This window comes from Marivita sp. (assembly GCF_022763305.1).
Classification (GTDB): Bacteria; Pseudomonadota; Alphaproteobacteria; order Rhodobacterales; family Rhodobacteraceae; genus Marivita.
Map to the genome: position 1 here is coordinate 154,607 of NZ_JALEGT010000079.1, position 22,622 is coordinate 177,228.

Consider the following 22,622-nt stretch of genomic DNA (forward strand, 5'->3'; position numbering starts at 1 on the left):
TTAGGGAGGATTACACATGACAGCTCTTGGATGGATCATCCTGCTTCTGGTCATTGCCGCACTTATCGTGGTTCTGGCCGCGTGGTTCTATGAACGCGCGACCAATGAAATCAGCCTTGTGCGCACCGGGGTCGGTGGGCGCAAGGTCGTGATCGACGGCGGGACTCTCGCCATTCCGTTCTTTCACGAGATCAGCCGCGTCAACATGCAGACCATCCGCATGGAGGTCAGCCGCGCGGGCGACAGCGCGCTGATCACCAAGGACCGGATGCGCATCGACGTGGGGGCCGAGTTCTACGCCTCCGTGATGCCCGAGGAAGCCGCCATCGTGCGCGCTGCGCAGACGCTGGGCAAACGCACCTTCCAGCCGGATCAGCTCAAGTCGCTGATCGACGGGATGATGGTGGATGCCCTGCGCGCCGTCGCGGCGCAGATGACGATGGACGAGCTGCACGAGAACCGCTCGGAATTCGTGCGCGAGGTGCACGAGGCGCTGGCGGATACGTTGGTAAAATACGGACTGCAGTTGGACAGCGTGTCCCTGACCGCTCTGGATCAGACGCCGTTCTCGTCGCTGGACGAAAACAACGCCTTCAACGCCGTGGGCATGCGCAAGCTGGCCGAGGTGATCGCCAAGTCCAAGAAGGAACGCGCCGAGATCGAAGGCGAAACTGCTGTTGCGGTGCGTCGCGCCGAGGTCGAGGCGAACCAGCGCCGTCTTCAGATCGAACTCGAAGAGCGCCGTGCGGAGATCGCACAGACGCAGGAGATCGAAACCCTGCTGGCCGCGCAACTGACCGAGGTCGCCCGCCGCAAGGCCGAAGCGGAACGCGAGGCGGCGCAGGCCCGAATCCGTATGGAGCAGGAGATCCAGGCCACTTCGATCCAGCGTGAATTGCAGATCCGCGAGGCCGAGATTGCGCAGTTGCGGGCGTTGGAAATCGCAGAACAGGAAAAGGTCATTCAGACCGCCGCCAAGAGCGAGGAGGAATCCAAGGCCCGCGCCGAGGCGACACTGGCCCGCGCTGCGCTGGTCAAGGCCGAGGAGGAAATCCAGACTCTGCGTGAGATGGCCGAGGCCGAACGGCGCAAGGCGCTGGCCTTGATGGCGGCGCGGCAGGACGCCGAGGCCAATGCGGAACGAGCCCGGATCGCCTCGGTCGCGGATCAGGAAGTCGCCAAGGCCAAGGGCGTGATCAAGCGCGAGGAAGCGGCCTCGCTGAAGGTCTACAAGACCGCCGAGGCCGAAGCCGAAGCCGAGCGCATCAAGGCCGAGAACACCCGGTCGAAAGAGCTCATGTCGATGGAACTGGAAAAGGCGCGGTTGGAGGCGATGCCCAAGATCCTTGCCGAGATGGTCAAGCCCGCCGAGAAGATCCGGGGCATCAACATCAACCATGTCACGGGCCTCGGCAAATCGGACGGCGGGGGCAGCACGTCGCCCGTGGGTCAGACCATCGACTCGATCCTCGACATGGCGGTGGCCCTGCCCGCGATGAAGAAGATAGGCGACCAGATCGGTGTCAATCTGGACGGGGTCATGCCGGACGCCGATAAGAAATCCTGATATATCAGCGCCTTATTTAAGAACGCCACCCCACCCGGGGTGGCGTATTGCATTTGGGTCCGCCTCAAAATCCGGCTTGCGCCGCGTCCCAGATCAGTTTGACCGCGATCACCGCCAAAAGCGTCAGGATCAACCGGTCGAATGCCTGTTTCGACAGGAACCTCGCCGCCCATGACCCGATGGGAATGCCCAGAAACATCGGGATCAGCGCCAGAAAGGCGAGAAGCAACCGATCCAGTGTCAGGATGCCGAGCGTCCAGAGTGCGGGCACCTGTGTGACCGACATGGCCAGAAAGAAGATGGCAATGGTTGCGATGAATTCCTTGCGCGGCAGGTTCAGGGCATTGAGGAAGGTGATCGAGACTGGCGCGGACAGGCCCCCCGCGCCCTGCATGACGCCGCCGACCAATCCGACATAGGGACCCATCTGGCGTCCGCGCTCGCGTGGCAGGTGCCATGTGGGGCGCGCCAGCCGCAATCCGATATAGGCAAAGACCACCAGCGCCAGGGACGCCATCAAGAGCGGCACCGGGAGCGATGCCAGAAGGATGGAGCCGATCACCGCACCGACAGCGCCCATCGCCGCGAACATCCAGACGAAGCGGTGTTCCGTGATTTCTGACCGGAACGCCCAGCTTTGCCAGATGTTCGTGCAGAGATTCAGCACCGAAAAGATCGCCACGGCTTTCGGCACGTCGAAGACGATGGCCAGAACCGGCACGCCCACCACCGGAGCCCCTGCCCCGGTTGCGCCTTTCAGGAACCCGCCCAGCAGGATGCCGACAAAGGCAAAGGCCAAGGATGCGGGCTCCATCAATTTTCGTCCGAGGCTGCGACGGACAGATCCAGCAGGACTTGTCGGCGTTCTGTGCGGATGATCTCGACGGCGCGGCGCAACGCTTCGGGCAGATCGGCACCGCGTTCGATCCGTTCTGCATGGGCGCGGCTGGCCTTCGCCACCTGCGTGAAATCCGGCATCGGCTCCAGCGAGGTGAGTGGGATGCGGTTCGCCCGTACCGCGGCACCGTCAGGGTAGCCCTTGAGCACCGACCGGCGCACCGCGTTCCACATGGCGTTGTTCTTGATGATGGTCAGGATCGGCAGATCCAGCGCCTCGGCGATCTGGTGGCACGCCACGGGGTTGGCGAACATGTACGACCCGTCGCCCATGCAGGCGATCACCAGACGATCCCGATCCGCCAGTTGGGCGCCCAGAGCGGCGGGCATGGCCCAGCCCAAGCCGCCTGCATGCACGTTGGAGAACACGCGGTTTGGTCCTTTCAAATTCATATGCGGCAGCAAGAGCCCCAGTTCCGAGAAGGCCACCGCTGTGTCATCCATGATATCCGAGATGCAGGCACTCATCCATTCGGCGGTCATCGGGCCATCACCGCCCGCATCGGGTTTCGGTTTGGCCGCACGGGCCGCCGCGACTTTGGCATGGACCATGTCGCGCCGCCGGGATGCGTTTGTATCGGGTGGCAAGGCAATAAGAGCCTCAAGGGCCGCGATCGGGTTGGCCGTGATGGCAAGATCGGTGCGATAACCGCGCACGGGCATCCTGCGGAACAGCGGATCTGGGCCGATATGTACGACACGGATGTCCTTGCCCGGCGCGCTGACCGCTTCGATCCACGGCACACCGGAATCCAGGACGATCACCAGATCGGACTCCGCGGTCGCAGCCTTGGGATTGTAGCCGAGGAGGGCCGGATCGTCGGACGCCAGAATGTTGCGGATGCTGAACGGTTCGGCCACCGCAAGACCGAACGCCTCGGCGCAGCGGGACAGAACCGACGAGAGCCGCCCTTGCGGATCGCCACGCTGGCACAGGACCACCGGAGACTGCGCCTCGGCAATCCACGCCGCCAATGTCGCGATCGCGTCAGCATCCGGTGCAGCGTGTGTTGCGGTGGCGGGCATCTGCGCTGGCACGAAGCCTTCCGGCAACGCCTCGGTCAATGGCTCTTTCGGCAGGCTCATGTAGACCGGCCCCTCGGGCGCGCTGGTCATGAGCGCCGCCGCGCGTTTGGTCACGCTGTCCGCCTGTTCAGGATAGCGCAATTCGTAATCGAACTTGACCACATCGCGCACAAGGCTGGTCTGGTCATACATCTCCTGCCCGTACTGGATCGGCGTCATGCGGCCCCCCTTGCGGCCTGTCTCGGTCAGGGGCGTGCGCCCGGACAGAACGAACATCGGCACATTGTCCGAGGCCGCGTTGATCACCCCCATGACCGCGTTTGCCAGACCGACATTGACATGCACCATCACCGCCTGCGGCCGCCCAGTGACCAGCCAGTGCCCATGCGCCATGGCAACGCCCGCCGTTTCATGCGGCACGAGGACCGGTGTTGGCACATCGCTTTCAGGAAGTCGCGCAAGCCCTTCGATAATCGGAGGAAAATCGGTTCCCGCATTTGCGAACAGATAGTCGATTCCCGACGATTTCAGCGCCGCCAGCAGCGCTTCGCCTCCGGTCCGGGGCCGGGCCTGATCGTCAAACATACATCCTCCCTGAATCTCAGGCTTGATATTCCGCTGCCCCTTCGTAAAGTCAACTTATTCTCAATAATTGGGATTCTAACCCAAACGAGAACCATATTTGGGAGGACCACCATGAAGACGCTTCTCACCGCGGCAGCGGTATTTCTAGGCGCGACCCTTGCCACATCCGCCAGTGCGCAGAATGTCGGCATCGCCACATCGAACCCCGGATCGCTGTTCCACAACATCGGCACCGCCGTCGCCAATGCCGCGAACGCCGCCGGGCTGAACACGACGATCCAGCCGGCCACCAGCCCCAACCAGTTCATTCCGTTCATTGACCAGGGCGGTATCGAATTCGGCGTGGCGAACCTGCAGGAGGTCGATTACGCCCTCACCGGTGACGCGTGGTGGGACGGGCGCAGCCATCCCAACCTGCGCGTCGTCGCGCATCTCATGCCGCTTGTCGAGGCGATCTTCGTCCGCGCAGACAGCGACATCATGAAGGTGTCCGATCTCAAGGGCCAGCCGATGACCGATGGCTATACGGCGCAGAACACCATCCTGCCGCAGCTTTCTGCCTTCTATGCAACCGCCGGTATGACCCGCGACGATGTGGAGAAAGTCTCGGTCGCGAGCGTGGTTGCCGGGGCCGATGCCTTTATGGCGGGCGACACGGTGGGCTTCATCTTTGCCCATGGCGCGGGCAAGGTCCGCGAAGCCGATGCCGCCGTGGGCGGCCTGCGTGCGCTTGGGGTCGAGGACGACAGCGATGCCGCGCTCGCAGCCGCGCGGGAACACTGGCCGACCGCGTTCTTCACCACTTTGCCCGCAGGCGCGATGCCCGGCGTGCTGGAAGACACGGTCTATATCGCCTTCCCGCAGGTGATCTTCACCCATGCAAATGTCCCAGACGACACGGTCTACGCGATGACCAAGGCGATCTACGAGAACGCGCAGGTGATGGTGGACACCTTCCCTCCGTTCCGCGCCTTCAAACCCGGTGAAATGCGCGGCGCGCAGGGTGCCGCGGAATATCATCCCGGTGCGCTCCGCTTCTTCGAAGACGTCGGCCTGAACTGAGCCCGGTGCGCGCGCCGCAATCCGGCGCGCGCCACCCGCTCTTGCCCCCGCGCTCGAGGACAGGATCATCCCCATGCCCGCCCTACCCGCGCGCCGTGCCAGACCCCTTGCCGATCTGCTGGCTGCCTGCCTTGTCCTGCTGGCGGTGGGCTGGGCCTTGTCCGTGCAGCGCAAGCTGGGGCTGGACCTCTACCCGCAGCAATTCTTCGCGGGTGTTCTGGCCTTTGCCCTGCCACTGGCGTTTCTGACCCTGCCCGCCCGGCGCGGCACGGACCGCGAGGATGTCCCGCTCCACGATCTTGGACTGGCTACCCTGTCCATGGCCGCATTCGGCTATGTCGCCGTCAGGTATCCCGATCTGGTGCTGATGATCTTTGCCCGACCACCCGAGCTCTGGATCACAAGCGGCATCATCATCGTCCTGTTGCTCGAAGCGCTGCGCCGCGCGACGGGATGGGCGCTGGTGCTGATCATCGCCGCCTTCCTGCTCTATGCCCTCTTCGGAGACCTTGTCCCGGGACGACTGCAGGGGCGGCCGCAGAACTGGCAATTGCTGGCGGGATATCTGGCGGTCGACTCCAACGGCGTGCTGGGCCTGCCGATGTCGGTTGCGGCTACGGTGGTGATTGCTTTCATCCTGTTCGGTGTCCTGCTGGGCATCACCGGGGGATCGCAGTTCTTCACCGATGCGGCCATGATCGGCATGGGGCGGTTCCGGGGCGGGTCGATGAAGATCTCGGTTCTGGCTTCGGGCCTCTTCGGGTCCATCTCGGGCTCTGCCGTCGCCAACGTGGTCGGCACCGGCGTTGTGACGATCCCGATGATCAAGCGCGATGGCTATCCGGCCCATAAAGCCGGCGCAATCGAGGCTGTGGCCTCGACCGGCGGACAACTCATGCCCCCCGTCATGGGCGCATCCGCCTTCCTGATGGCGGAATTTCTCGCCATTCCCTACAGCCAGATCGTGATGGGGGCGCTGCTGCCTGCGGTCCTGTATTACGTGGCCCTGTTCATTCAGGCTGATCTCGAAGCCGCCAAGCTGGGCATCCAGCGCGTGCCCGAGTCCGAGATCCCGACCAAGAGCACGGTCCTGGTCGGCCTGCATTTCGCCACCGCCTTCGCCGTGCTGATCTACCTGCTCTTCTGGATGCGCTACCAGCCCGAGCGTGCGGCCCTCTGGTCGGCGCTGGCGCTGTGCATCACCGCGCTGATCTTCGGCTATCGCGGCGTGCGCCCCTCCCTGCGCGCACTTTTCGGCAGCTTTGCCCGCACCGGGCACGGTGTGGTCGAGATCCTGCTGATTTCCGCTGCATCCGGCATGGTGATCGGGGTTCTCAACATCACGGGTCTCAGCTTCAACCTGACCTATGCTCTGGTTCAGGTGGGCGGCGGCAGCGCGGTGATGCTGCTGGCCCTGTCCGCCATCGTCTGCATCATCCTCGGCATGGGCCTGCCGACCCTCGGTGTCTATGTTCTGCTTGCCGCACTGGTGGCCCCAGCGCTGATCGAAGTGGGGATCGAGCCAATCGCCGCACATCTCTATGTGCTTTATTTCGGCATGATGTCGATGATCACGCCTCCCATCGCCATGGCCGCCTTTGCCGCCGCCGCCATCGCCAAGGCACCGGCCATGGCGACAGGCTGGGCTGCCATGCGGTTCGGCTGGGCGGCATATGTGATCCCGGTTCTGTTCGTTTTCAGCCCCTCGCTGATCCTGATCGGGCAGACGGCCGAGATCCTGTTTGCGGCCGTGACGGCCAGCCTTGGTGTCTGGCTCGTTTCCGCAGCCCTTGCCGGGTATTTCGTCGTCCGTCTGTCGCCGCTGAAAAGAGCGCTCTTCATCGCTGCGGGTCTGATGGCCCTAGTGCCGGCTGGTGCGTTCGACGGTGCGATCCTGACAGATGCGGTCGGCGTAGCGCTTGGTATCGCGCTGATACTGGCCGAGATGGTCCGCGCGCGGGCCACCGGAGCCACGCAGGAGACACCGCAATGACCTCGGTTTCGGGATCCGGCGAACGTTTGCTGGCCATCCTCGGCCTGTTTTCCGAGGACGCGCCGGAATGGACACCGGAAGAGATGATGCAGGCGCTTGGGTTCTCTCGCCCGACACTCTACCGCTATCTCAAGACGCTCAAGGATGCGGGTTATCTCGTGTCGTTGCCGCAGGCGGGATACACGCTTGGTCCGCGCGTGACCGAGCTTGATTTCCTCATGCGGCGGTCCGACCCGCTCATCGCCGCATCCCAACCCCATCTCAGGGCACTGTCCGAGGCGTTTGTCGGTTCGGCCTTCGTGCTGCGGTTCTATGGGCAGAAGATGCTCTGCGTGGCCTCAGAGGTCTCTGCCCCCGAGCCTCGGTCCTCTTACCCGCGCGGGCGCCCCATGCCCATCGGCAAGGGCGCGGTCAGCCGCGCCATCGTCGCGTTTCTGCCGCCGAAGGAACGGGCGGCTCTGGTGAGCGATTACCTAGACGCCTTCGTGACCTCGGGCATCGGTTCGACCAAGGACGCGGTGCTGACAGAGCTCAAGCGCATCCGTCGTGATCGCGTGGCCACGGCAAGGGGCGAAGTCACACCCGGCCTTGTCGGGGTCGCGTCGCCCATTCTGGCTGGCGACGGCACACCGGTCGGCGCGCTCTGCCTATCGACCGAAGAAGCGACATTGTCCAAGGACCAGCTCACCGCACTCCGCACCATGATCCGCGACAGAGCCGAAGCGATTTCCGATGCCCTGTCCCAAGCCCCGCACCGGGCAAGTGCCTGACCCATGACAGACCAGGAGAGACCGACATCATGATCCCCGACCCTGCACGGCATTACATTGGCGGAGACTGGATTGGCGAGGGCGCCTTGGCCGCCAGCGTCAATCCAGCCAATCTCGAGCGGCTGGGACAGTTTCACCTCGGCAGCGCCGCGCTTGCCGATGCGGCCGCAGCCTCTGCCCGCGCGGCCTTTTTCGGCACCGACTGGGCCTTTGCTCCACGGCTGCGCGCGCAGGTGCTGCTGGAGATAGCGGACCAGTTGGAGGGCGCAAAGACCGAGATCGCGGACCTCGTGGTGGCCGAGAACGGCAAGATCCGCGCCGAAGCTCTGGGCGAGACCATGGCCGCGATTTCCGAAACCCGATATTATGCGGGGCTGGCGCGGGACATTCGCGGCTCCATGCAGGAAATCACACCGGGCAGCCTGTCGCTCTTTCATCGCGAGGCGGCGGGCGTTGCGGGGATCATCGTGCCGTGGAACGCGCCCGTGACCCTGCTCATGCGCTCGCTTGCACCAGCGCTCGCTGCGGGCTGCACTGCCGTCATCAAGCCCGCGCATCAGACGCCGCTGGTGCATGCGCGTATCATGCAGGCCATCGCATCAGCCCCGTCCCTGCCCAAGGGCGTGGTAAACTCCGTCAACGAGAACGGCATCGCCGTGGGTCAGGCCATGACCGCCTCACCCGATATCGACGTGATCAGCTTCACCGGAAGCAGCCGCACCGGGCAGGCCATCATGGCGGCTGCGGCTCCAACGCTGAAGCGCGTGGGACTGGAGCTGGGCGGAAAGGCGCCTGCCGTGATCTTTGCCGACGCTGATCTGGATCACGCGGTGCACGAATTGACCCATGGCGCGCTGGCGATGTCGGGCCAGATCTGCGTCGCGGCGGCACGGTTTCTGGTCCATGCCTCCATCGCGTCGGAGTTCGAAAGCCGCATCACCGCCGCCTTCAAGGCGGTGCGCGTCGGCCCTGGCGACCGGCCCGACAGCCAGATGGGATCGCTGATCGACATGGACAACCGCGCGCGGATCGAACGGCTGATCGAACAGGCCGGCGATGAGGGCGAGATCGTGCTGAAAGGCGCACCGCTTTCGGATGCCGCCTTCCTGACCCCCACGCTGTTCCGGATCGACGACGTGACCTCGCAGCTGGTGCAGGAAGAGCTGTTTGGCCCCATCGTGTCCATCGAGACATTCGCCGACGAGCAGGAGGCCGTCGCCAAGGCCAATGCCACCGCCTACGGGCTTGCCGCATCCGTTTTCACGGCAGACCACCACCGTGCGCTGCGCATGGCGCGGGCGATCCGGGCGGGCACGGTCTGGATCAATTCCCATCTCAAGCTCTTTGCCGAGGCCGAGACCGGCGGCTATGGCAAATCGGGCCTCGGTCGGTTGCACGGGCCGGGAGGGCTTTGTGACTTTCTCGAGACCAAGCACATCTATTCCGAACCGGGCCGCGTGGGAGGTGGCGCATGACCAACCGCTATGACGTCGTGATCAATGGCGGCGGCCCTGTTGGCTTGGGTCTGGCCATCGAACTGGGCCAGCGCGGCATTTCCGTCTGCGTGGTCGAACGCTATCCCGAACCGCAGCCGATCCCGAAGGGCCAGAACCTGACGCAGCGCACCTCGGAGCATTTCCGGGCGTGGGGCTGCGAGGCCGAGTTGCACAGCGCGCATCCGATCCCCAAAGGCGGTGGCATCGGCGGCATGACCGCCTATCGGAGCCTGTTGTCCGACCATACCTATGACTGGCTCAACCGGTCGAACGTGAAGGATTACTACTTCGCGCCGAACGCGCGCCTGCCGCAATACGCCACCGAACGCGTGCTGCGCGCCCGCGCGGCGGAGATCCCGGACATCACGGTGCTATACGGCTGGTCAGGTGACGCGCTCGCGATGTTCGAGGACGGCGTCCGGCTGAGCATCGCAGAGCGCACTGGCGACGGTCGGCAGGTGATCGAGGCATCCTTTGTCGTCGGCTGTGATGGCAGCCGCTCCTTCGTCCGGGAAGCCGCCGGGATCACGGAAACCCTGTCCGATCACAACCGGCTGATGGCGCTTCTGGTGTTCCGGTCGGAAGAGTTGCACGAGCTGTTGACCCGCTATCCCGGCAAGGCGTTCTACAACGTTCTGCATCCTGATTATGAAGGCTATTGGCTGTTTTTCGGGCGTGTCGATCACGGGCTGTCGTGGTTCTTTCATGCGCCAGTGCCATACGGAACCACAGCCGAGAATTTCGACTTTCGCGCCCTGCTCCACAAGGCCGTGGGACAGGAATTCGCGCTGGAGTTTGACCATATCGGCTTTTGGGATCTGCGCGTGTCGCTCGCCGACACTTACCGCGCGGGTCGCGCCTTCATCGCGGGGGACGCGGCGCACAGCCATCCGCCCTATGGTGGCTATGGCATCAACACCGGCTTCGAGGACGCGCGCAATCTGGGCTGGAAACTCGCCGCCGTGCTGCAAGGCTGGGGCAGCGATGCGCTTCTCGACAGCTATTCCGCCGAACGCCAGCCGGTCTTTGCGTCGACCGCGCGGGATTTCATCGAGAATTTCATCCGCGAAGATCGCGAGTTCCTGAACCGCTTTGACCCGGCCAAGGACCGAGACACCTTCGAGACGGCATGGAAGGCCCGCGCCGAGGGCGTTTCGGGGGTCGAGGATTTCGAGCCGAACTACGAAGGCTCAACCCTTGTTCCCGACAGCACAGGCGCGCCGAGCGCCAAGGGATCGCACAGCTTTGTCGCCCGTGCCGGCCACCACCTGCCCCCCGCTGGACCAGACGGCCGCAGCGCGGGCGATGCTCTGGGCGCCGGGTTCACGCTGCTCAGTGCCGATCCGGAGGATGCCGCGACCTTCCAGAGGGTCGCGCAGGCCCTTGACGTTCCGCTTACTGCGCCGCGCAGTTCGCCTGACTGGTTCGGACCGTGGGATCGGCGCATCGTCCTTGTGCGCCCTGATGGTTTTGTCGCGTGGTCGGGGGATATCTGCACGTCCGAAGACGCCCGACGCATCCTTGCCACAGCCATCGGTCGGGACCCGCAGCGATGAGCCGACATGTTGTCCTCACCGGCGGGGCATCCGGCATCGGGGCTGCGGCGCTGGCGCTGTTCACGGCACAGGGCGACCGGGTGACGGTGATCGACCGCCACGACCCCGGCCCGATGGCCAACGCGTGGATTGAGGCCGACCTGTCGGACCTCGCGGCTCTACCTGCGCTTGATCCCGGCCCGGAGATTGACGTTCTGGTCAATGCCGCCGGTCTGCCGCCGCGTCCGGGGCTGGAGACCACGATCCTGCGCGTGAACACGCAGGCGCTGATCGCCTTGACCGAGCAGCTGCTGCCGCGCCTGCGCCCCGGCGGTGCCATCGTCAACATGGCCTCAAAGGCGGGTGGCAAGTGGCGGCAGAATCTGGTGCAGGTGCAGCGGTTTCTGACCATGGACCCTAAGGATGATCTTGCTGCGTTTGTCCGCGATGAACGGATCGACCCGGTCCGCGCCTATGATCTTTCGAAGGAGGCGGTGATCGTCTGGGGCCTGTCAAACCTCGCCCGGTTTCGCGATCAGGGACTGCGGATCAACGCCGTCAGCCCGGCCGCCGTGGCGACGCCGATCCTCGACGATTTCATGACCGCGTTCGGTGAGCGCGCCAGCAAAGGGGTAGAGATCACCGGGCGCGCGGGGCGTCCCGAAGAAATCGCTCAGGTGATCCGCTTTCTCGCCTCGCCCGAGGCCAGCTGGGTCACAGGCTGCAATATCGAGTGCGACGGAGGGCTGACCGCGCAACTGGAGTTTGCGGCGCTCACGGCCACTGAAGGCTGACCAACGGATGTAACTTGGTGATGCGGCTAGATCTTCCGGATCGTGCTCATGGACTTGCGCGACAGCGCAGCTTTCACGTCGATCACGCGCCCGGCGGTTCGCCGGACGCGTCTCGGGCATGATATCGGGGAACTCAATCCGGCGCTGCCGAGCTATCACGCCATACGCGCTTGCGTTTGCGTCAGCCACAAAAGCCCGGTCATCAACAGCATGGCCGACAGGCCGCAGGCGATGGTCCGGACCGAGTTCCAGAAGGTCCAGCGCGGCAGGTAGGTGCCTGTCCAATAGCTTTGGGTAGCGTCTGCAGCGAGATCCATTCCCGCAAGGGCTTCGTTCATCGGCACGTTGAACACCACGGTGACACCGAAACAGCCGAAAAGGTAGACAAGCCCGGAGAGCAGGATCAACGTGCCTGCCGGGCCACTGAGGGCGACCGCCGCATAGCCGGAAATCACCAGCGACACCGCCGCCATGCCGAGGAAGAGCGCCATGAAGACCCAGCGGAACACTTCGCGGTTGATGACCTGCATCGCCTCGACCCCACCAACACCGCCGGTCAGGGACAGCGACCGCATGATGAAGTCGGAAAAGGCAAGAAACACACCGCCGATCAGCGCATAGGCAAGGATGGCGAATTGCATAAGGAAAAAGAGAAACGGAGACATGAGAGGACTTTCGGTTCAGGAGGGTTTCAGCGGGGAGGACACCCCTCCCCGCTCTTGGGACTAGCTGACCGCCATGCGGGCCGGAGCGGTTGCACGCTGCCGAAAGGCGACGAGGCACAAAGCGGCAATCGCCAGTTCCAGCCCCAGCGCAGACAGGATGCCCGTAAACGGAGCCCCGTCCGCGACAAGGCTCACGAGGCGTCCGGCGGGAAAGGCCAGGAACACGGTAAGCGCGGCGACCTGGGCTGTCTGGCGCAGCGGCGACCAGAAGATCCCCGCCAGCATCACAGCGCCGAACCCGGCCAGCCCGGCCCCGAGGGCGCGCACTTCGCTCAGCAGGCTGGGATCGGAGCCGATGGCGATGCCGTAGCTTGCGTAGAACACATGCGGCGCGCCCAGGATGGTGGCACCGATACCGAACGAGATTGCACCAGCCACGGCAAGTGCCGTCTTTTGCAGTCGGTTGAGAGACATGGGATGTTCCTTTCCGTTTCGGGTGTCAGGCCGCTTGGGTCCACGCGCCCGACCGGGCGGCGGCTTGGGCGAACTCGGCGAAGTCACGCGGCGGACGGCCTAGCGCGCGCTGCACACCGTCGGCCAGGTGCTGATTGCGCCCGTCCAGCGTTTCGCGTGCGATGGCGGTGAACACGTCGGCGACGAAATCGCCCCCCGCCTGCGCAACGCTGGCGTGGAAATCCTCGAACGTGATCGGGATGTACTGCACGTCCCGGCCAAGTGCTGCGGACAGCGCGACCGCCATGTCGGCAAAGCTCATCAGGCGCGGGCCGGTCACTTCGTAGAGCTGGCCTTCATGTCCCGGTTCGGTCAGGGTTGCGACAACCACATCGGCGATGTCGTCAATGTCGATGATCGGCTCGGCCACGGTGCCGCCGGGCATCGGCAGCACACCCGCCAGCACCGGATCGCGCAGGTAGCCTTCCGAGAAGTTCTGCGCAAACCATGCGGCGCGGACGATGGTGAAGGCGGTGCCGGAGTTGCGGACCACCTCTTCGCCCAACCGCGCGTGGTGTTCGCCGCGCCCGGACAAAAGGACCAGATGCTGAATGCCCGCCGCGACAGCCGCTTCGCAGAGCGCCTCGAGCTTTTCCACAGCGCCGGGGAAGGCGAGATCGGGAAAATAGGTGACATAGGCGGCGCGGACACCGGCCAGTGCGGCGGGCCATGTTTCCGGCGCTTCCCAATCGAACGGGATGGCCGAATTGCGCGAACCGCGACGGACTGGGTGGCCCAGCGCTTCAAGCTTGGTGGCGACGCGCGATCCGGTCTTGCCGGTGGCGCCGATGACGAGGATGGGTTGGTCTTGCATGGGTCTGTCTCCTTGGTGGGTTGCGATGACCAAGGGGATAGACCGGCACGTGCTGTGCAATCTTGACCGATGCTGCCAGGGTTTTGACACTTGTGGCCAAAGACCCGCCCTGCCCCGTTACGGCCCCTGCCGATCCCGGCGATATGTGGCGGGAGTTGTGCCGACCCAGCGCTTGAACGCGCGGGTGAAGGAGCTTTGTTCGGCAAAGCCGGTCAGAAACGCGATCTCGGCCAGCGACAGGGCATCATCGCGCAGGAGGCCTTTGGCAAGATCGCGGCGGGTGTCTTCGGCGAGGGTCTGAAAACTCATCCCGTGCTCGGACAGACGGCGATGGAAGGACCGCGCGCTGTAGCCAAGGCTGCGGGCAATGTCGGCCATCTTCGGTGTGCCTTCGCTCAGCGCCTGTGCGATGGCGTCCTTGGCCTCGACCAAAAGCGTGGGTTCGGTGGCGACCTCTGACAATTCACGGTCAAGATGCGACACCAGATAGCGCGAGATGCCTTCATCCCCGAGGATGTTCGGCTGCGCCAGAGCCTCGGGTGAGACCAGCAGCGCATCGAGATCGGCCTCAAATCGGACAGGGCAGCCGAAATAGGTTTCGTGATGGGTCGTCTCGGGCGGAGCTGAATGCTTGATCTGCACTTCCAGCGGTGCAAAGGGCACCGGGCAGACCTGCCGGGCAATTGACACGGCGCTGGCAAGTGTCGCCTCATTCGACAGGCGCATCCCCAAGCGGCGCGGACCGTCGCGGTGCAGGATAAAGAGAACGCCGCGCGGATCATCGCGCAATTCGTATTCCACCACGCTGGTCCAAAGCCGCGCATAACGTTCCACCCGCGACATGGAGCCATGCAGCGTCGGGGCGGCCTTCCACGCAAGACCAAGCGCGCCGTACTCATCGCAGCGCATCGACGCGCCGACGCGCAGCGGCAGGTCCGTTGCGTCGATCTTTGCCGCGATGGATTCAAGCAGCGTGTAATACCGCGTGTCAGGCACCATGTGCTGCGGATCCCAAGGGTCATCCGGCCCCAGACCGGCTTCGGTCAGAAGTGCGGACGCATCCACATCCGGCCCCGCTGCGGCGACCATCTTGCGCAGGAAGAGTGACGTCACATAGCCCATTCGTGCAGCCTACCCGGCGCTGTGCCCTGCGCCAAGCGCGCGGGCGCGGCCGGACTGCGCCAGCACCAACAGCCGACATGAGCGCTGCATTTTCACTTGCCGGAATCGAATTTGGAACCGTAACGTGAGACCAAGTCTCTAATCATGAGATTCTCACGCAATGCTTCTCGACCGCCTTACCACCATTCTGGAGCTTGTCGCCGTTGCGGGGCGACCGGTCTCGGCGGCGGATATTCAGAAGGCGACGGGCTTGCCGAAACCCACCAGTTACCGCTTGGTGCAGACGCTTTTGGATCACGGCCTAATCGAAAGCCCCGCAGAGGATGGCCGCGTGGTAATCGGGGAACGGCTCATCCGCATCGCGCTGTTGGGCAAGTCGGATGTGGATGTGCGCAAGGCGGCGGCCCCCCTGCTCAAGGCGGCGGCGGTCAAGTTCAACGAAACGGTGTTCCTGTCGCGGTTCCGCAACGAACAGGTCGAGATCATCCATGTCGAAACCCCGGAAGATCCGGCCCGCGCCTATATCCATCCCGGTCTGGGTGTGCGGCCATTGCACGCCTGTTCCTGCTCCAAGGCCATCGCCGCCTTTGCCGAACCCGCCTTTCAGGACAGCATCATCACCGGCACGCTGCGCGCCTATACCGAGTTCACCAAGACCACCGAAGCGGACCTGCGCCGCGAGTTTGCCGAGATCGTCAAACGGGGCTTTGCCGATTGCGATCAGGAGATCGACATCGGCATCGCCAGCGTCGCGGCCCCTGTCTCCATCGGCAATATCGGCGCGACGTTCAGCGTCGGCGCGGTTGGGCCGATCCGGCGGTTCGGGGCCGCATACCGGGCAGACATCGGCAAGAATCTGATAGACTTGGCCCAGCGCGTCAGCGGCGCCATTCAACTGTGCAACGTGCCCGAGGTTTGAGGAGGCTTCGGGTCCGGCATCTCGACATGAGGATTTTTCAGCACCGACCCGCAAAGGGTCTGAATTTCAAGGGAGGACCACATGAACTTAAGACCAGATCCAACATTTCACGCTACGGCCCAGCTTGCCATGCAGGCCCCCGTGGAAACCTACGGTTTTACCGTCATGCTCAGCCCGGATGGGTCGCAGCCCGACGGGCTGGCGGTTGTCGATCTCGACCCGAAATCCGACACCTATGGCACCATCGTTCACACGGTCATGATGCCCTACAAGGGCGACGAGTTTCACCATTTCGGCTGGAACGCCTGTTCTTCGTCCCTGTCGCCGCTGTCCGGGCATGCGTTTCTGGAACGTCGCTACCTGATCGTGCCGGGCATCCGGTCGTCGCGCATCTACGTGATCGACGTGAAGGAACCGCTGAACGCGAAAATTCACAAGATCATCGAACCCGAGGAAGTGTTCGCCAAGACCGGCTATTCGCGCCCGCACACCATCCATTGCGGCCCCGAAGGCATCTACGTCTCGACCCTTGGTGGCGGCGGCAAGGACGGGACCGATGGCCCTCCGGGCATTTTCATCATGGATTGCGAAACCTTCGAGATCATCGGCCAGTACGAGATGGATCGCGGTCCGCAGGACAAGCACTATGATTTTTGGTGGAACCTGCCGCAGGATTACATGGTCAGCTCCGAATGGGGCCTGCCGCCGCAATTCGAGAACGGGCTGGTGGCCGAAGACCTGCTGTCCAACAAGTATGGCCATTCGATCCATTTCTGGGACCTGCGCCGCCGCAAGAACATCCAGACCATCGACCTTGGCGCCAATCACCAGATGGCGCTGGAAATCCGGCCCGCGCATGACCCCAAGAAATCCTACGGCTTCTGCGGCGTCGTTGTGGACACCACCAACCTGCAAGGCGCGATCTTCACCTGGTGGCGCGGTGACGATGGAACATGGCAGGCCAAGAAGACAATCACCATCGACCCGCGCCCCGAAGACCCGGCCAACCTGCCACCGCTGTTGCAGGGGTTTGGTGCGGTCCCGCCTTTGGTCACGGACATCGACCTCAGCCTTGATGACAAATATCTCTATGTCGCGTGCTGGGGTCTCGGCGAGATGCACCAATACGACGTGTCCGATCCGATGAACCCGAAGCTGGCTGGCAAGGTGGAAATCGGCGGCATTGCCCGGAACACCAAACACCCAAGCGGCGGGGAGTTCGCCTTTGGCCCGCAGATGGTCGAGGTGAGCCGCGACGGCAAGCGGGTCTACTGGACCAACTCGCTCTATTCGACCTGGGACGAACAGTTCTACCCCGGTCAGGATGGCGGCCAGATGGTGATGGCGCGGGTCGGCGACAGCGGTGGTCTGACACTGGACAAGGATTTCTACGTTCAGTTTCCCAAGGGCCTGCGCTCCCACCAGATCCGGCTTGAAGGCGGCGATTGCTCGACCGACAGCTTCTGCTATCCCAACGTCTGACCGTCTGAATGAGCTTTGATCCAAGCACGGTGACGGCCCTCTGGGGGGCCGTCATTCTGTCCGGCATCTACCACGGCATCAATCCCGGCATGGGCTGGCCGCTTGCAGTGTCCGCAGCCCTGATGGAAGGCCGCCCCCGTGCCATGGGCCGGGCCTTGGTTGCCTTGGCGGTCGGGCATTTCCTCGCCATGACGGCGATCCTTTTTCCGTTTTCGGTGATGACCGCGCTGGTCACGTGGGAGACACAGATCCGCATCGGTGCCGGGGCGCTGGTGATCGCGATGGGCATTTACCTCCTGATCAACCGCCGCCATCCCCGCTTTCTGGCCCGCGTCCACCCTGCCCGCCTGGCGCTCTGGTCGTTCCTTGCCGCCATGGCGCATGGCGCGGGGCTGATGCTGGTGCCGATCTATCTCGGGATCTGCGGCATCGACGTGGGCGGCGACGGGCACGCGGCAGCGGGCGCGCTCATGACCCAGAACATCGCCACCGCCTTTCTGGTGGCGCTTGTGCATACCGGGGCCATGACCCTCGCCGGTGCGGTGCTCGCCGTGGTGATCTATCTCTGGCTCGGCATCAAGTTCCTGTCGCGCACGTGGTTCAACCTCGACATCGTCTGGGCGCTGAGCCTTGTCGTCGTGGGCGGGTTCGGAATTGCATCCGCGCTTTACGGGCATTGACGGACGCCCTCGCCCGTCGCCAAGCCAGCCAATTGGTCTTCCAGAAAAGCCCGCACCGACGCATCGTCAGCCAACTCGATGGCCCGGAGAAGGCACTCCGCTCGCAACTCAGTCTTCCCGGCCAGTTCAGCGACCCGCGCGCGGGCCACCCACCAGGGTTGGTGCATCTCAACCCGTTCTGCCGGGAGACCCTCCAGCGCGTCGAGCGCGCGCGCGGGATCGCCTGCCTCCGCCCAGACCACGGCCCGCCCGATCTGCGCACCGAGACTGCCGGTGTGCGCGATGAGCATGTCATAAAGCGTGCCGAGGGCCGCAAGGTTCAGCTGTCCCGTGATCGGGCGCTGAACATGCACAGACTGGATCGCGGCCTCGCATTGAAAGCGCCCGAACCGCCCGGCCTGTGCCGCTGCCGACAGCAGACCTTCCGCCTCGATCACCATGTCGCGGTGCCACAGGCGTGCATCCTGACGATCCAGCGGCACAAAGCGCCCTTCGCCATCGCGTCTAGCTGGACGGCGCGCGGCGCAATAGAGCATCAGCGCCAGAAGGCCCTTGGGTTCGGGCTCCTCGGGAAGCGCCGCAACGATCAACCGCGCCAGCCAGATCGCCTCGCCGGTCAGAGCCTCGGGATCTTCCGGCGTATCGAGCCCGTCCCAGCCCGATCCGAATGCAGCGTAGATCGCGTCCAGCACCGTGTCGAGCCGAGGGGCCATGTCCTCGGGGTCCGGCAGGGCAAAGGTCAACCCGGCATCGCGGATGCGTGCCTTGGCCCGGACCAACCGCTGCGACATTGTTGCGGGCGGGACGAGGAAGGCCCGCGCGATGCGACCCGCGTCGAACCCCAGGACCGTCTGCAGGATCAGCGGCGCACGGGCCGTCGCGTCGATGGCAGGATGCGCACAGACGAACATCAGCCGCAAACGGGCATCGGCCAGAGGCGCGTCCTGCCGGTCGGCTAACGCGCCCTCCTCGATCCGGCGCAGGATCTCGGGCTCAGCACGGCGTTGGACCGCGGCACTGCGCGCCATATTTCGCCGCCGGTTGCGCGCAGCCGTGATCAGCCAGGCGTCGGGATTGCGGGGCACCCCGGTCCGGGGCCAGCTGTCGAGCGCCGCCACAAGAGCGTCGGCCAACGCATCTTCGGCACGGGCAATGTCACGATCCTCGGCGGCGAGGATCGCGACAAGCCTTCCGTAGCTGGCGCGGGCGGCCTGTTCCGCCGCCCGCACCGCCTCGGAGCCAGCGGCCGAACGGGTCACGCAGGCGGGGTCGGCATCGGCAGGATCGGTCGCACCTCGACCGAGGCCGTGCGGGCCGACGGTGCCTTTTCCGCCCAGTCGAGCGCCGTGTCGAGATCAGGCACCTCGATCACGAAATACCCGCCCAACTGTTCCTTCGTATCGGCGAAGGGGCCGTCCTCGACGACCCGCTTGCCGTCCTTGAGACGCAGGGTCGTCGCTGCGTGCGGCCCCTGCAGCCCATCACCTTTGACGATGATCCCGGCCTGGGCCATCGCCCCGATGAACGCGGTCCAGCCGCCCCAATAGGTCTGCGCATGATCCGGGTGATTGCGTTGCGCAAAGTCTTCGGCGGTTTCGTTCAGAATAAGCATGAATTGCATGTCGGTCTCTCCTGTGGATCACATAGCACGGTTGTGGGACGGGCGGTCAGGATTTCGTCGGCATGGCCCGGGCCAGCGCGTAGAGTGCCGCTGCAATCAGCACAACGGTGGTCAGAATGACGACCTGCGGCATGCCCATCGCCGCGAAGACCCCATGCACCGCGTCACCGATCCAGAGCGCGACATAGGCCACAAGCGAGACCAGCAGCACCATCCGCGCCGCGGCATGGCGCAACAGAAGAAGCGCGCAGCCTGCCAGCCCCCCGAACACACCGACGCCGAACGCCACGGTCATCCACGCCGGATAGCCGGTCATCACGGCGGCCTGTTCCGGGGTCAGCCCCGAGGCGATGACGCTGGTTTCGGTGGCAGTCAGTGTTCCGACGAACTGGACCGCTCCGAAGAGGTTCCAGGCCAGTCCGCCCGAGACAGCGGCGGTTCTCCATACCGGGGGACGGAGGGAAACGGGGGCAAAGGAAAGGTCGGTCACGGCAAATCTCCTGTATTGGATCATCTGTGTCACGAAGCCACCGGAATGGGACTTCTGATGGGATGACACCCGACAGGCAGGGATTTCGACAGGCACAGAAAATTTTTTTGAAGGCCGCCGATTGGTGACGGCCGACAGGCGGATCAGAGGATCACAGTCGCGTCACGACCACGGCCCCTTGGACCCACGATCGGACCGGCCCGTTCTGGGAACCCGGCTTTGGGTTACACCGGCCCCACGCGACGCCGACGCACCGGCCATGGCGCGCAGGGCCGCGATCCGGTTCTCGGTCGCCGGATGGGTGGCGAACAGATTGTCGTGCTTGTGGGCATGCAGCGGATTGATGATGAACATATGCGCAGTGGCCGGATTGCGCTCGGCCGCGTGGTTGTCGATCTGCGCCGCACCCATCGCGATCTTCTCGAGCGCCGAGGCCAGCCGGAGCGGATGGCCGCAAATCTCGGCCCCTGCCTTGTCCGCCGCGTATTCCCGCGTCCGGCTGATCGCCATCTGCACGAGCGCGGCTGCCATTGGCGCCAGGAACATCATCAGCAACGTGCCCACCAGTCCCAACCGCTCGCGCGAGCCGCCAAAGAACAGCGCGAAATTCGCGAGCATCGAAATCGCACCGGCAAAGGTCGCCGTCACGGTCATGATTGCCGTGTCATGGTTTCGGATATGGGCCAGCTCATGCGCGATCACCCCGGCCAGCTCCTCGCGGGTCAGGTTGCGCAGGAGGCCCGTCGTCACCGCGACCGCGCCATTCGCCGGGTTGCGCCCGGTCGCAAACGCATTCGGCTGCGGTGTGTCGATGAGATAGACCTTGGGCTCCGGCAGTCCGGCAGCGCGCGCAAGTTCCGCCGTGAGCTGATAAAGCCCCAGCCTGTCGCCGGCAAGAACCGGTTCGGCATTGTGCATCCGCAGGACAACACGATCCGAATTCCAACACGTGAAGACATTCATCGCCGCCGCAACCACAAGCGCGATCAACGCACCCCCAGACCCGCCCAGAAGGTAGCCCACACCCATGAACAAGGCGGTCATCGCCGCCATCAGAAGCGCCGTCTTCGCATACCCCATACCGCCCTCCATATCGCCCGGTCGCCGACACTCTGACATATGGTCGACCCTCCCGCCCATGCAAGGTGGGGGATTTCGGGGGTGTTACAGGTGCGGAGGTGGCGGACAGGAAGTCCGCCGAACCAAGATCCAGTGACTTCTGATAATTTCCTATTTTCAGATACTTATACGAATAATTTGTCTTGCGTGTTCCAAGAACGCCCCCCATATTCCGAACAGGAATGGGGGACGCGATGGCGGACAAAAATCGGGCAATCGAACGGAAGGCACCAAGCAAGCGAGCTGAAAAAGCCTTGTCAGCCGCCTTTGTACGCACGGTCACCATACCCGGCAAATATACAGACGGTCACGGCCTGTTTCTCAAGGTTGATCCTTCGGGGGCAAAGCGTTGGGTGCAGCGCATCATCATTCGCGGCAAGCGCACAGAGATTGGCATGGGCAGCGCGTCTCTCGTCACCTTGGCAGAAGCACGTGAAGCCGCATTGCAAAACCGCAAAGTTGCGCGAGCGGGTGGTGACCCGCTCCAAGCCAAGCGCACCGCTCAGGCGTTGCTGACGTTTGAGGAAGCCGCCCGCAAAGTTCACAAGATCCACGAACCGACATGGCGCAACAAGAAACACGCTGCTCAATTCATCTCAACATTAGGAACTTACACCTTTCCACGCATTGGCAAACTCAAGGTGTCTGAGGTGACTACGGCTGATGTGCTGGCGGTCCTACAACCCATCTGGCTGGAAAAGCCAGAGACCGCGCGGCGCGTTCGTCAACGTATTGGCACAGTGATGAAATGGGCTGTTGCGAATGGCTGGCGGACGGACAATCCGACAGAAGCGATTTCCCAAGCTTTGCCTAAGCAGAACGACAAGCAGCAACATCGCAAGGCCCTACCCTACGACAAAGTCCCAGAGTTTCTTGAGGCTTTGAAAGCTTCAGACGCAGGCGCTTTAACCAAGCTGGCGCTGGAACTAGTCGTGTTGACTGCATCCCGCTCAAGCGAGGTTCGCAAAGCGGAATGGTCAGAGTTCGACCTCGAAAACGGGATCTGGACGCGGCCCGCCGAACGAATGAAATCAAAGAAAGAGCATCGCGTTCCGTTGTCGTCACGTGCGTTAGAAATCCTGAAAGAAGCCCGCACACTTGGCACTGGTGAAGGTCTGGTTTTTCCCGGCACAAAAGTCGGAAAACCGTTGTCCGATATGACGTTGCTCAAGCTGACCAATGAGTTGGGCTATGACGTGCACGTCCATGGGTTCCGCACATCATTCAAGACATGGGCGCAAGAACGCACGAACACGCCGCGCGATGTGTCTGAAGCCGCACTTGCACACGTGGTCAAAGACAAGGCTGAAGCAGCCTATGCACGTTCGGACTTTTTTGAGAAGCGGCGGACGTTGATGGAGCGATGGTCGGTTTTTGTATACTCATGCGCCTGAATTGACCTGATGTCGTTTCAGACGATTTTGTATTTTTCTAGGGATACGACGCGGAAGTTGTCGGTTACGGTATCGCGA

At 63.7% G+C, this 22,622-nt stretch carries 21 protein-coding genes; 11 read left to right on the forward strand and 10 right to left on the reverse strand.

The features are described 5' to 3' along the window. Positions 1-16: 16 nt before the first annotated feature. The gene (locus MRY75_RS15505; protein ID WP_292308906.1) at positions 17-1,567 is read left to right on the forward strand and encodes a flotillin domain-containing protein; all 1,551 of its coding nucleotides are present in this window, start codon (positions 17-19) and stop codon (positions 1,565-1,567) included. Positions 1,568-1,631: 64 nt separating this feature from the next. Here MRY75_RS15505 and MRY75_RS15510 read toward each other — a convergent pair whose 3' ends face one another. Next, positions 1,632-2,381 (reverse strand): sulfite exporter TauE/SafE family protein, encoded by a 750-nt coding sequence (locus MRY75_RS15510; protein WP_292308907.1) that lies wholly within the window; start codon positions 2,379-2,381, stop codon positions 1,632-1,634. Next, positions 2,381-4,075: a thiamine pyrophosphate-requiring protein gene (locus MRY75_RS15515; RefSeq protein WP_292308908.1), complete on the reverse strand. Its 1,695-nt coding sequence runs from the start codon at positions 4,073-4,075 to the stop codon at positions 2,381-2,383. Before MRY75_RS15515 ends, MRY75_RS15510 begins: the two co-directional genes overlap by 1 nt. A 111-nt stretch (positions 4,076-4,186) precedes the next feature. Here MRY75_RS15515 and MRY75_RS15520 point away from each other — a divergent pair, with 111 nt between their 5' ends. From MRY75_RS15520 to MRY75_RS15545, 6 genes are all read left to right on the forward strand, one after another. Beyond that, positions 4,187-5,137, forward strand: coding sequence for a TAXI family TRAP transporter solute-binding subunit (locus MRY75_RS15520; RefSeq protein ID WP_292308909.1), 951 nt, complete (start codon positions 4,187-4,189; stop codon positions 5,135-5,137). 73 nt (positions 5,138-5,210) lie between these two features. Then, positions 5,211-7,130 carry a TRAP transporter fused permease subunit gene (locus tag MRY75_RS15525; RefSeq protein ID WP_292308910.1) on the forward strand — a complete coding sequence of 640 codons (1,920 nt, stop codon included), beginning with the start codon at positions 5,211-5,213 and terminating at the stop codon, positions 7,128-7,130. Beyond that, positions 7,127-7,900 (forward strand): IclR family transcriptional regulator, encoded by a 774-nt coding sequence (locus MRY75_RS15530; RefSeq protein ID WP_292308911.1) that lies wholly within the window; start codon positions 7,127-7,129, stop codon positions 7,898-7,900. The genes MRY75_RS15525 and MRY75_RS15530 overlap by 4 nt, the downstream gene beginning before the upstream one ends. A 29-nt stretch (positions 7,901-7,929) precedes the next feature. Beyond that, on the forward strand, positions 7,930-9,375 hold the full coding sequence (locus MRY75_RS15535; protein ID WP_292308912.1) for an aldehyde dehydrogenase family protein: 1,446 nt from the start codon (positions 7,930-7,932) through the stop codon (positions 9,373-9,375). Next, entirely contained in the window at positions 9,372-10,952 is a 1,581-nt protein-coding gene (locus tag MRY75_RS15540; RefSeq protein WP_292308913.1) for an FAD-dependent monooxygenase, read from the forward strand. The genes MRY75_RS15535 and MRY75_RS15540 overlap by 4 nt, the downstream gene beginning before the upstream one ends. Then, positions 10,949-11,725, forward strand: a complete 777-nt coding sequence (locus tag MRY75_RS15545) for an SDR family oxidoreductase (RefSeq protein WP_292308914.1) — start codon at positions 10,949-10,951, stop codon at positions 11,723-11,725. The genes MRY75_RS15540 and MRY75_RS15545 overlap by 4 nt, the downstream gene beginning before the upstream one ends. Positions 11,726-11,880: 155 nt before the next feature. Here MRY75_RS15545 and MRY75_RS15550 read toward each other — a convergent pair whose 3' ends face one another. From MRY75_RS15550 to MRY75_RS15565, 4 genes are all read right to left on the reverse strand, one after another. Further along, entirely contained in the window at positions 11,881-12,390 is a 510-nt protein-coding gene (locus tag MRY75_RS15550) for an anthrone oxygenase family protein (RefSeq protein WP_292308915.1), read from the reverse strand. Between the two features lie 60 nt (positions 12,391-12,450). Continuing rightward, positions 12,451-12,864 (reverse strand): DUF4345 domain-containing protein, encoded by a 414-nt coding sequence (locus MRY75_RS15555; protein WP_292308916.1) that lies wholly within the window; start codon positions 12,862-12,864, stop codon positions 12,451-12,453. A gap of 25 nt (positions 12,865-12,889) precedes the next feature. Beyond that, positions 12,890-13,717, reverse strand: a complete 828-nt coding sequence (locus MRY75_RS15560) for an NmrA family NAD(P)-binding protein (RefSeq protein ID WP_292308917.1) — start codon at positions 13,715-13,717, stop codon at positions 12,890-12,892. A 117-nt stretch (positions 13,718-13,834) separates the two neighbouring features. Then, positions 13,835-14,839: an AraC family transcriptional regulator gene (locus tag MRY75_RS15565; protein WP_292308918.1), complete on the reverse strand. Its 1,005-nt coding sequence runs from the start codon at positions 14,837-14,839 to the stop codon at positions 13,835-13,837. Positions 14,840-14,999: 160 nt separating this feature from the next. Here MRY75_RS15565 and MRY75_RS15570 point away from each other — a divergent pair, with 160 nt between their 5' ends. The 3 genes from MRY75_RS15570 (at position 15,000) to MRY75_RS15580 (ending at position 17,920) form a co-directional block, all read left to right on the forward strand. Beyond that, entirely contained in the window at positions 15,000-15,758 is a 759-nt protein-coding gene (locus tag MRY75_RS15570; RefSeq protein ID WP_292308919.1) for an IclR family transcriptional regulator, read from the forward strand. Positions 15,759-15,839: 81 nt separating this feature from the next. Further along, positions 15,840-17,240 (forward strand): selenium-binding protein SBP56-related protein, encoded by a 1,401-nt coding sequence (locus MRY75_RS15575; RefSeq protein ID WP_292308920.1) that lies wholly within the window; start codon positions 15,840-15,842, stop codon positions 17,238-17,240. Positions 17,241-17,248: 8 nt separating this feature from the next. Continuing rightward, a complete protein-coding gene (locus tag MRY75_RS15580; protein ID WP_292308921.1) occupies positions 17,249-17,920 on the forward strand; it encodes a hypothetical protein in 672 nt (223 codons plus the stop codon). On the opposite strand, the gene MRY75_RS15585 is transcribed toward MRY75_RS15580, so the two are convergent. The 4 genes from MRY75_RS15585 to htpX all read right to left on the reverse strand — a co-directional run bounded on the left by MRY75_RS15585 (position 17,908) and on the right by htpX (position 21,111). Beyond that, the gene (locus MRY75_RS15585) at positions 17,908-19,179 is read right to left on the reverse strand and encodes a DUF6596 domain-containing protein (RefSeq protein WP_292308922.1); all 1,272 of its coding nucleotides are present in this window, start codon (positions 19,177-19,179) and stop codon (positions 17,908-17,910) included. The two genes, MRY75_RS15580 and MRY75_RS15585, sit on opposite strands and share 13 nt — an antisense overlap. Then, a complete protein-coding gene (locus MRY75_RS15590) occupies positions 19,176-19,541 on the reverse strand; it encodes a YciI family protein (protein ID WP_292308923.1) in 366 nt (121 codons plus the stop codon). Before MRY75_RS15590 ends, MRY75_RS15585 begins: the two co-directional genes overlap by 4 nt. A 46-nt stretch (positions 19,542-19,587) precedes the next feature. Beyond that, positions 19,588-20,031 carry a hypothetical protein gene (locus tag MRY75_RS15595; protein WP_292308924.1) on the reverse strand — a complete coding sequence of 148 codons (444 nt, stop codon included), beginning with the start codon at positions 20,029-20,031 and terminating at the stop codon, positions 19,588-19,590. Positions 20,032-20,193: 162 nt separating this feature from the next. After that, complete coding sequence (htpX, locus tag MRY75_RS15600; RefSeq protein ID WP_292308925.1) at positions 20,194-21,111, reverse strand: zinc metalloprotease HtpX; 918 nt, start codon at positions 21,109-21,111, stop codon at positions 20,194-20,196. A 233-nt stretch (positions 21,112-21,344) separates the two neighbouring features. Here htpX and MRY75_RS15605 point away from each other — a divergent pair, with 233 nt between their 5' ends. After that, positions 21,345-22,544 carry a site-specific integrase gene (locus tag MRY75_RS15605; protein WP_292308926.1) on the forward strand — a complete coding sequence of 400 codons (1,200 nt, stop codon included), beginning with the start codon at positions 21,345-21,347 and terminating at the stop codon, positions 22,542-22,544. Positions 22,545-22,622: the final 78 nt, after the last annotated feature.

Bases quoted from the DNA above. Each gene is read 5' to 3' on its own strand.
- MRY75_RS15515 (WP_292308908.1), bottom strand. From the start codon at position 4,075: ATGTTTGACGATCAGGCCCGGCCCCGGACCGGAGGCGAAGCGCTGCTG.
- MRY75_RS15520 (WP_292308909.1), top strand. From the start codon at position 4,187: ATGAAGACGCTTCTCACCGCGGCAGCGGTATTTCTAGGCGCGACCCTT.
- MRY75_RS15510 (WP_292308907.1), bottom strand. From the start codon at position 2,381: ATGGAGCCCGCATCCTTGGCCTTTGCCTTTGTCGGCATCCTGCTGGGC.
- MRY75_RS15605 (WP_292308926.1), top strand. From the start codon at position 21,345: ATGGCGGACAAAAATCGGGCAATCGAACGGAAGGCACCAAGCAAGCGA.
- MRY75_RS15550 (WP_292308915.1), bottom strand. From the start codon at position 12,390: ATGTCTCCGTTTCTCTTTTTCCTTATGCAATTCGCCATCCTTGCCTAT.
- MRY75_RS15580 (WP_292308921.1), top strand. From the start codon at position 17,249: ATGAGCTTTGATCCAAGCACGGTGACGGCCCTCTGGGGGGCCGTCATT.
- MRY75_RS15590 (WP_292308923.1), bottom strand. From the start codon at position 19,541: ATGCAATTCATGCTTATTCTGAACGAAACCGCCGAAGACTTTGCGCAA.
- MRY75_RS15545 (WP_292308914.1), top strand. From the start codon at position 10,949: ATGAGCCGACATGTTGTCCTCACCGGCGGGGCATCCGGCATCGGGGCT.
- MRY75_RS15575 (WP_292308920.1), top strand. From the start codon at position 15,840: ATGAACTTAAGACCAGATCCAACATTTCACGCTACGGCCCAGCTTGCC.
- MRY75_RS15540 (WP_292308913.1), top strand. From the start codon at position 9,372: ATGACCAACCGCTATGACGTCGTGATCAATGGCGGCGGCCCTGTTGGC.
- MRY75_RS15525 (WP_292308910.1), top strand. From the start codon at position 5,211: ATGCCCGCCCTACCCGCGCGCCGTGCCAGACCCCTTGCCGATCTGCTG.
- MRY75_RS15565 (WP_292308918.1), bottom strand. From the start codon at position 14,839: ATGGGCTATGTGACGTCACTCTTCCTGCGCAAGATGGTCGCCGCAGCG.
- MRY75_RS15505 (WP_292308906.1), top strand. From the start codon at position 17: ATGACAGCTCTTGGATGGATCATCCTGCTTCTGGTCATTGCCGCACTT.
- MRY75_RS15535 (WP_292308912.1), top strand. From the start codon at position 7,930: ATGATCCCCGACCCTGCACGGCATTACATTGGCGGAGACTGGATTGGC.
- MRY75_RS15530 (WP_292308911.1), top strand. From the start codon at position 7,127: ATGACCTCGGTTTCGGGATCCGGCGAACGTTTGCTGGCCATCCTCGGC.
- MRY75_RS15555 (WP_292308916.1), bottom strand. From the start codon at position 12,864: ATGTCTCTCAACCGACTGCAAAAGACGGCACTTGCCGTGGCTGGTGCA.
- htpX (WP_292308925.1), bottom strand. From the start codon at position 21,111: ATGGGGTATGCGAAGACGGCGCTTCTGATGGCGGCGATGACCGCCTTG.
- MRY75_RS15560 (WP_292308917.1), bottom strand. From the start codon at position 13,717: ATGCAAGACCAACCCATCCTCGTCATCGGCGCCACCGGCAAGACCGGA.
- MRY75_RS15570 (WP_292308919.1), top strand. From the start codon at position 15,000: ATGCTTCTCGACCGCCTTACCACCATTCTGGAGCTTGTCGCCGTTGCG.